The 428-nt window shown below is 68.9% G+C and carries 1 protein-coding gene; it reads left to right on the top strand.

Annotation, left to right across the window (positions count from 1 at the left end; translation table 11 throughout):
• Positions 1-128: 128 nt before the first annotated feature.
• On the top strand, positions 129-428 hold a 300-nt coding region (locus TSO352_RS05270), incomplete at its 3' end, for a proton-translocating transhydrogenase family protein (protein WP_109106685.1).

Genomic DNA, 428 nt, shown 5'->3' with positions numbered 1-428 from the left:
CACCGGCATCACGCTCAATTGGGATGACGAGATCGTCAAGGCCATCGCGCTGACCCGCGACGGCGCCGTCGTGCATCCGGCCTTCGCGGACGCCCGCGAAGCGCAACCCGCTTGAGGAGGCGGATCCCATGGAACACCCGGATCCCGCAAGCAACCTCGCCGCGTTCCGCGAGACGCTGGCGAATTTGACCCACCAAGTCGATGCCTTGGCCGCCCAGGTCGCGCAGACGGCCCAACCGGTGGCCGAGGCCGCCGGCGGTCACGGCAACTTCTTCGTCACCGGCCTGACGGTGCTCGTGCTCGCCTGCTTCGTCGGCTACTACGTCGTCTGGCGCGTCACCCCGGCGCTGCATTCGCCGCTGATGGCGGTCACCAACGCGGTGTCGTCGGTCATCATCGTCGGCGCCCTGATCGCCGCCGGACCGGCT

Source organism: Azospirillum sp. TSO35-2 (assembly GCF_003116095.1).
Taxonomy (GTDB): domain Bacteria; phylum Pseudomonadota; class Alphaproteobacteria; order Azospirillales; family Azospirillaceae; genus Azospirillum.
The sequence above is the reverse complement of the archived record's forward strand: the minus strand, read 5'-3'. Positions and strand labels throughout refer to the sequence as shown.